This window comes from Stieleria tagensis (assembly GCF_024129865.1).
Classification (GTDB): Bacteria; Planctomycetota; Planctomycetia; order Pirellulales; family Pirellulaceae; genus Stieleria; species Stieleria tagensis.
The window spans coordinates 24,392-32,210 of sequence record NZ_JAMYFE010000076.1 but is presented as its reverse complement, the minus strand read 5'-3'; the positions used below and the strand labels follow the sequence as shown (position 1 = coordinate 32,210).

Here is a 7,819-nt window from a genome sequence, read left to right as displayed (position 1 = left end):
AACCTGCTGGAGGCAGGTTCGGCGGAACCCCGGGTGAACTTGGGCCATGAAGCGGTGACGCTCTGGCACAGGCCAGCAATTCGAGGTGGGGTTTTACCAGCGTTGCCATTGCTCGATGAAATTCACTGCGCCGCGACTGTTGCCCGGGAAGAAGTCACTGAGTTTGATCGGGCGATTCACGCTGGATTTGCGTTTGACCAAACGTTTCACACTGACGTCTTGTGTGGTGTGCTTCTTGAACACGCCATAAACCTTTTTTGTATCCGTGACGGTTTCGGACGAGTATTCCGCGGCAATGGTGTAAGTGTGGACGACGGCGTTCTCTTGCAAATAGAACGACCAAAGCCGGCCATAGCGGATACCAAACACGCATCCCCACGGAACGACTTGGCTGACCGTGAGGGGACCTGATGGCAGGGTTTTCAGCCAGCGCAGGTAGGCGTCGCTATAAGCTGTGAACGCACCGCCGGATTGGCCGGTCTGGTTGATGTAATGCGTGTTGTTGACTTCACCCCTGGCCCGAATGTGTTCGCCATTGGCCGCCATGTGACTTTGCAGTAGGTGACGCCAAAACTCCGCGGGGTTGTTTCCATAGGGCGTCTGGCCTTGGCTGATTCCACCGTGTGTGATCGTGGGTGAGCGGGGATCGCCGCGGACAAACACCGAGCAACCATTGATACCGGCGGTAAAAAACAGCTTGGGATCTTTGGGGTCATCGTCGTCATCGTTCTGTCGTGGCGGAATGGTCATCTCCACCAGATTTCGGCTTTCCCATGGCAGAAACCAAACCGGTATGTGTCCCTGTGGAATCGTCGCATCGGAGCTAGGGATGATGGCCTGGAACGTGAGTGCCCCATGGCGAACGGTATCGTCAACCAATTTGATCCAGGCAATCTTTTTACCCACCACGGCATGCTGAAATCCTGGCCCGTCAAAGTTCGCGTCGGACTTGAAAAAGATGCCGAACGTACCATCGGTTTGGATCGTCGATTGACTGGCCAGCGGCATCACCCGGTTGCGTCGGGTTGAACCCAGCGCATCGATCGCTTCGTCGCCGACGGCAGCATCAGGCGGTGACACGGCATACTGTCGGAACAGGTCGAGTGGTCGGTCACGTAGCAATCGCGTGTAGCGATTGAGAGGTCGCGGCGGAGGCGTCGGTGCGCCGCTGCGGGGTCGACTAGGCGTGGGGGGTAGAGGGCGGCTACCTGTACTCATCTCAATCTCCCAGTTCTGAAAAATCGAACGGTAAATGGCTGTCGGCTTGCCGTCAGCGGTTTTGCAGTGTAGCTCAGTTCGCTGGCTGACGATCGTCCTGCGGCGGGAAAATGAGAGAGGCGGGCATGAAATTGTCAAATCCATGCCGCTGCGATTGCCGTTTTGGCTGTTAAATCTGCAGATCGCCGGAGGGGTCAAATTCCATCGGCTGCGGCGGGCTTGTGATCTGTAAATCGTCTCGCTCTGTCGCTTCGTCGTAGTAGGCTTCGCTGCAACACAGTTCGTCCAGGTGCAAGGTGTCAGAAATCCACATCCAACGGAGCAAATCTGGCGGTGTGCAGGACTGGGCGGTGACGGCTTCCAGGACCTGGCGATCATGATCAAACCAGACCGGCAACGCGGCGGCGGTGGCATGCGCTGCGGTCACGCAGTTGATCTGTGTCTTGATCCGATCAATTGCTTCGGCGGCGCGTCGATGGGTGTATTCGGCGATCCCGATTCCAGATGCATTGCCGGCTGTCGTTTCAGTCAATGAGCGAACGTAGATCTCGTCGATTTTGGGCCATTCATCAGGCCCGGCAATCTTATCATTCCATTTGCGGCCGATCACATTGGTGTCCATCCCTGTCCCGCTGATCTCTTTGCCGATCCGATCGATGATCAACAGTTCTGCGGTCCGGAATGGCAATTGGGGCATCCAATCACATGCCAGAGACAACAGTTCGGGTTCGGCGGACAACAGGTCGGCTGGCGGCAGGATTTGGATTTTGCCAACCGAGTCGAAGGCGTCTTCGACGATGCCGATGCCAAATCGAAACGGGGTTTTTTCGATCAAGCGAGGAATGATTTGATCGGTGACCTGATCCAGACGGTGGTCGAACGTGCGAAAGGCTTGATGGAACGCCACTGCGCCACGGTGATTTCCCAGACCGATCATCAACATCTTACTGACACCGCTCTGGATGCTGCCGGTCAGCCGTGTGTGTGGCTTGATCCGGTTGATTGCAATCAGGTGATCGGACTTGGCGGCGATTGCATCAAAATACAGCGGGATGCCAGATTCGGTCTGTCCCAATTCCACCGTGTCCATGGTGGCCAGGACCGGACAACCGATCGCTTCGGCCGTGATACCCAGTGACTTGAGCGTTGCAATTTGTCCTTGCTCGCTGGCACCGCCATGGCTGCCCATCGCCGGAATCACATAGGGCGCAGCGCCCAGGGAACGCACGTATCCGGCAACGGCCCCAGTGATTTCGGCGATTCGGTCAATGCCGCGGCTGCCCACTGCGATCGCAACCCGATCATCGGCCGCGATCGTGTCGGTCGGTGCGCCGGCCAGTTGCCGAGTGACTTCGCCGGCCAGGTCATCGATTCGATGCGAGGCAAAGGTTTGTTTGACGGTGAAGAAGCGCGGCAGGGTCATGTGGTCGGTGTCATGGGGTCAGCAATTGCAGCGGGTTCAGTTTCCATGAGGGCCGCTGGATTTTCAATTGGCCGATTGCGGCCGCTGTCATGGGTGTCCGTTGGACATCGATGGCTTCGACCCCAGGCAATCGCAACAGTGTCGGAATCGATGCATCGCTAACCTTGCTGCCGGTCAACCACAACGTGTGCAGTTGATTGTGCCCACCTAAGCTGGCAATCGTTTGATCGGAACAGGCGGTCCAGCTGAGATCCATTTCTGTCAGCCGGTTGGCGGCGCCGATCCAGGCCGCGATCGAGTCATCGATACGAGTGGCTTCCAGCGAGAGTTGATTCAGTTCGGCTGGTCGAGGACACAACCGCGTCACGTCGCCGGTGCCGATCGGCAACCGCGACAGGTCCAGCCATTGCAGGTTGCTCGCTGGCGGGATCTGGGCCAAGCCGGTGGCGGTGATTTGGCACCCGCCTAGGCACAATTGTTCCAACGGCCGTGTGGCTGGGTTGGTTCGCAGGCGTTCGTCGTCGATCGTCAAAAATCGGACCAGTGAACGCTCGGCGGCGGTTGGTTCGGCGGCGCCGGGGACTTGCAGGTCGATCTGATACAGTGACGCCAACATCCCATACACCCAGCGGCGACTGGCCATGTCGCCGCGATCGAGCAATTGATGGGTCTGGGCGATTGCGTGGGCATACCAGCGTGCCAAGTCGGCGCGCTGTTGCACGTTGGTTTGACCGCCGTCGCGGAGTTCGGCAAACGCCAGTTCATCGCGGCGCCCCAAGATGCGGGCGCGGGCGTGTTGTAAACGCGGGCTGTCCCAGCCGCCGACGGTTGCCAGTGAACCATCCAGAAACAGCGATTCAAAGTATCCGGCAATGCCTTCGACCAGCCAGAAATCGGCCTGTCGTCCTGGCGAGTCACCCGACAATTCCGATCGCGTGGCTTCGCGGAACAGTTGATGCACCAGTTCGTGTTGGCGACTGGCCAATCCGTCGCGAGAATTCGTGGGGTAAAAAAACGACGTCTGCCGCTCGTCGCTGTAAAACCCAGTGGACTGTTCGATACCCGGAATGGATTGCCGTAAGGTTTGCACGTACTCTTGGGCGTCACGAAACAAAACGATTCGCAACTTGCCGCGAGTGCTCAGCCGGGCGCGGCCGGATGCCAGCGCCGCGGAGACCGATTGTTGCGGATCGAGCTGCCCGAGCTGCAGTGCGACTTGGGGTTGAGATTCCCAGAGCGGAAAAAACAACTGCGTCCAAACCCAGTAGACCTGTTCCAATTCCGCTGCGATCTGCCGCGAGGTGGAATCATCCGCACGTGAGAAAATCTGCAGGTGTGGGGTTTCGATTTGGCGATAGCTGCCACTGCTCCAGCGCAGCCAGCTTGGTGCGCTGCGACCGCGGTTGGACTTGATCACCACGCCGGTGTCGGCCAGGCGTCCGATGGGCAGGCCCAAATATTTCCGCAGCGCGACATCGTCGGGACGATTGGCCAACTCGTTGCATAGCCGTTGATAGTTGGCCCAGCCATCGACATCCCATGCGGGGACGTTTTGTTCCGGGGCGGCGCGGCAGATGCGGCCGACATAATCGACCGCGATCGTGTCGGCGGTCGCGCGGCCTGTTTGGGCAATCGCTGAATCGGCGACGTCGGGACTGCCGATTGCAATCGCGGTGAAGCGATCCGATTGGTTGGCTGGATCGCCACCGGTCGTTTCGGCCGCCTGCAATCCGCTGGCGAAGAATGCCGCGAGAAAAGCGGCGCAGGTGATCGAGAACCAGAGTGCGCGAGGTGGGATCTTCATCGTGACCAGTTTACACCATTGGCGGCCAGGCACTGTCAAAAAAGGACGCTCGTCCCGGCTGGGTCAGTAAGCTCGCAGTCCAATGGCGGGTGACTGCGAGCTTACTCCGGGACGAGCGTGTGCGATCCTTTTTTGATCAGTGATTGGTTGCTGCGGAACGGCTGGCCAATTGAAAGTGGCCATACAAGGTTTGCTCGCGGCGAACGATGTAAAACTTGGCCCGCGGGCCTTGCCGCATGTCGGGGTGTTCCAAGATTCCGGCCAAGTCGCTGACGCTGGCCGTTTGCCAGCCATGGATCCCCAGCAGCACATCACCGACTTGGATGCCCTCTTCGGCCGCAGCCGATCCGGGGCGGACCGCGGTGATATACAACCCGCCGCGATACGGTGTTCGCATCCGAGCGTTCAAACGGCTCATCGCCGATTGGCCGACGGGTTTGGCGCGGATGCCGATGACCGCCCAGGCCGTTTCACTGGGGGAACCGGAATCGGTCCCCGTCGACTGGCTGGTGGCAACGGCCAACTCCATCACTTCACCGCCACGTTCGATGCCCAGTGGCAACTGCTGTCCGGCATCGACCTGCAGCATGGCCAGTGAGAAATCCAACCGATCATCTACGGGACGCGAACCAACGCGGACCACGCGGTCACCCGGCTTCAATCCATCCCGTGCGGCTGGACTGCTAGCGGAGACATGTGTGATGGTCACGCCATCGCCGTCGCGAGGGCCGCCTTGAGTTCGCAGTCCCGTATCCAATCGGTTCGCGTTGTGCTCGTCGATCATCGTGGTGACAATCTGCACCACTTGATCGATCGGAATGGCAAACGCGATTTGTTGGGCACCGACTCGTACGGCCACGTTCACACCGATGATTTCGCCATTGATGTTTAACAGGGGGCCGCCCGAGTTGCCGGGGTTGATCCCGGCGCTGATCTGAATCAGATCTTCGTAGTCTTGTGTGTCGTTGACCGGCACATCACGGTGCAACGCACTGATGATGCCTTGAGTACAGGTGTGGACGTACCCGTATGCATTGCCGATCGCGATCACGTCTTCGCCGACCATCAAATCGCTGCTGGTGCCGCGAGGAATGGTTGGTAATTCTTGACTGATTTTGACTTTGACTAATGCCAAATCATTGCGCGGTCGGGCGGCAATCAGTTCCGCCGAGGTGACGGTGCCGTCGGCCAGTGTGACGCGGATGTTGTCCACGTCTTCGACGACGTGATAGTTGGTGATCACGTAGCCACGAGGATCGATCACCACACCGGTGCCCATCCCGTTGACTTGGCGAAAACCACCGCCGTCGGTTGCACCGGCAAGACCGGCGGCAGTGCTGCGAACCGTTTTCTGGCCGTGCAGGTTCACGACCGCGGGGCTGGCCCGGCGGACCGCCAAGACGGTCGGTGTTTCACGATGCGAATCGGTCACGCGGCGGTGTGCCGTCGCGGGCTCGAACGATGTCAATGAGTTCACTTGAGCCGTCGCGGTGGACGACTCGAGTGCCGTGATCATCGAAATGGCCAAGCCGGCTTTTGCGATTGATCGAAGCCACCCGGCGGTGAGCGGACGAAATCGGCTGACGGCCGGGGAATGTTGGATCGGTGGTCGCATAGGTCCCCGTGCCCGTTGAGCAGAACTGGATGCGTCGCCGGCGATCGAATGTTGCGGGAATTCGACGCCAGGTAGAGCCGGAATCCCCGGCACGAGAGTGTGAATCGGAACAACCAGTGCGATCCCTTGACGGCACACGCGGCACGCCGCAAGGTTTACCAGTCTTAACAATTGCCCCTCTCTGACAGGGAGCGAATGTTTACTGAAGCCGGTTTTCGGCCCTGCGAAAAGGCGTTGAGCTGACCGGGCTGCACCCAATCCGGCAAAGATCCCCAAGAAAGTCGCCGCTGTCCCGGTCGGGTTTGCCAAGATCACCCAGTCCCGGCACGAACAGCTGACCAGCTAGACTGGCACCTGCGATCGGGGCGATCCCATCGGCGACCAAAAAACGCCCGCCGATGGAATCGGAGATAAAAAAACAGACGAAAAGTTTTGGTCGGCGAATCCTCACACCGGAAACTCACCTTGTCCGCTGATTTGATTGAACCTGACGCCGAACACCTGTTCGCCGGCGACACCGGGGCGGAGCCGGATGTTGCCGCCGGCAGCAGCAATCCTGCGCGCGGCAGTCTGGCTGTGCGTTCGATGCTGCGACGTGGGTTGGCCCGACTCGGGGCGATCAGCTTGTGGGCGATCAGCGGACTGTTCAATCTCGCTTCATTGATCGTTTGTCTGGCGGTGTTGGCGGCGATCCCGATTTTGCAATTGATCACCTTCGGGTACCTGCTGGATGTCGCTGGGCGACTTGCCGGTGGCGGCAAGCTTCGCGATTCCCTTCCCCATCTCAGTTCGGCCGGCAAAATTGGGCTGGTGGTTTGCGCCGTTGTGATCGGTTCACTGCCGGTTCAATTGCTGGCGCACTGGGAAAGTGTGGCCGAACTGATTTCGCCCGGTTCCAATCAAGCGGGTTGGTTGCGAGTGGCCGCCATCGCCGCCGCAGGATTCGGGTTGGCTTACCTGTTGTGGGCACTGGCGCGGGGCGGTCGGTTGATCCATTTCGTCTGGCCCCAGCCCCGGCGGTTGATTCGCGAGGCTTGGCGACCGAGTTTGTATCGCAGCTTGCCGGATCAACTGTGGCAATTCACGCGGTCGCTGGAATTGGGGCGTTACTTTTGGCTGGGATTGCGTGGCGCGGTGGGAACATTGGTTTGGCTGGTTCCGGCGATGGTCGTGATCGCTGCCAATCGCAATGGTGAAACCGGGTTGGCCGGATTGGTCGGTGGCGTCGCGGTCGTGGCGCTCGGTGTGGTGCTGTTGTATCTGCCGATGTTGCAAACGCATTTTGCCGACCAGAATCGTTTGCGGGCATTGTTCGACGTCCGCCGAGTGCGACGATTGTTTTGTTATGCCCCCTGGGCATGGTTGTCGGCAATGACCTGTGGGTTGGTGTTGTTACCGATCCCGTTGTACTTGTTGAAGATCGAAGCGACGCCGCAAGAAGTCGTGTGGTTGCCGACGCTGGTGTTCGTCGCTTTCATCTTGCCGGCGCGGTTGGCAGAAGGAATGGCGATGCGTCGCGCCAAACGGATCGCATTGGACTACGGTGACGGTGCATTGAAACCGGTCGGCTTCTGGAAGGTCCTTTCGCGTTGGACGGCGCGGCTGATGATGCCTGGCGTGGTCGCTATCTACCTGGTTTTTGTCACCCTTTCGCAGTACACCAGTTGGGACGGACTGCAGACCTGGGTCCAGCAACACGCAATCCTAATCCCCATCCCGTTTCTAGGCGGCGTGTGAAAAAGGGGCTGGGGGTTTTAAA

General features: G+C 59.2%; 5 protein-coding genes. 1 reads left to right on the top strand and 4 read right to left on the bottom strand.

Annotated elements, in window-relative coordinates; translation table 11 throughout:
* Positions 1–93: 93 nt before the first annotated feature.
* From NHH03_RS18460 to NHH03_RS18445, 4 genes are all read right to left on the bottom strand, one after another.
* On the bottom strand, positions 94–1,218 hold the full coding sequence (locus tag NHH03_RS18460) for a hypothetical protein (RefSeq protein ID WP_253158470.1): 1,125 nt from the start codon (positions 1,216–1,218) through the stop codon (positions 94–96).
* Positions 1,219–1,387: 169 nt separating this feature from the next.
* A complete protein-coding gene (locus NHH03_RS18455) occupies positions 1,388–2,641 on the bottom strand; it encodes a lactate racemase domain-containing protein (RefSeq protein WP_253158469.1) in 1,254 nt (417 codons plus the stop codon).
* Between the two features lie 10 nt (positions 2,642–2,651).
* Positions 2,652–4,445 carry a hypothetical protein gene (locus NHH03_RS18450; RefSeq protein WP_253158468.1) on the bottom strand — a complete coding sequence of 598 codons (1,794 nt, stop codon included), beginning with the start codon at positions 4,443–4,445 and terminating at the stop codon, positions 2,652–2,654.
* 136 nt (positions 4,446–4,581) lie between these two features.
* Positions 4,582–5,973 (bottom strand): trypsin-like peptidase domain-containing protein, encoded by a 1,392-nt coding sequence (locus NHH03_RS18445; RefSeq protein WP_253158467.1) that lies wholly within the window; start codon positions 5,971–5,973, stop codon positions 4,582–4,584.
* 552 nt (positions 5,974–6,525) lie between these two features.
* Between NHH03_RS18445 and NHH03_RS18440 the strand changes: the two genes are divergently transcribed.
* Complete coding sequence (locus NHH03_RS18440; RefSeq protein ID WP_253158466.1) at positions 6,526–7,797, top strand: DUF4013 domain-containing protein; 1,272 nt, start codon at positions 6,526–6,528, stop codon at positions 7,795–7,797.
* Positions 7,798–7,819 lie beyond the last annotated feature (22 nt).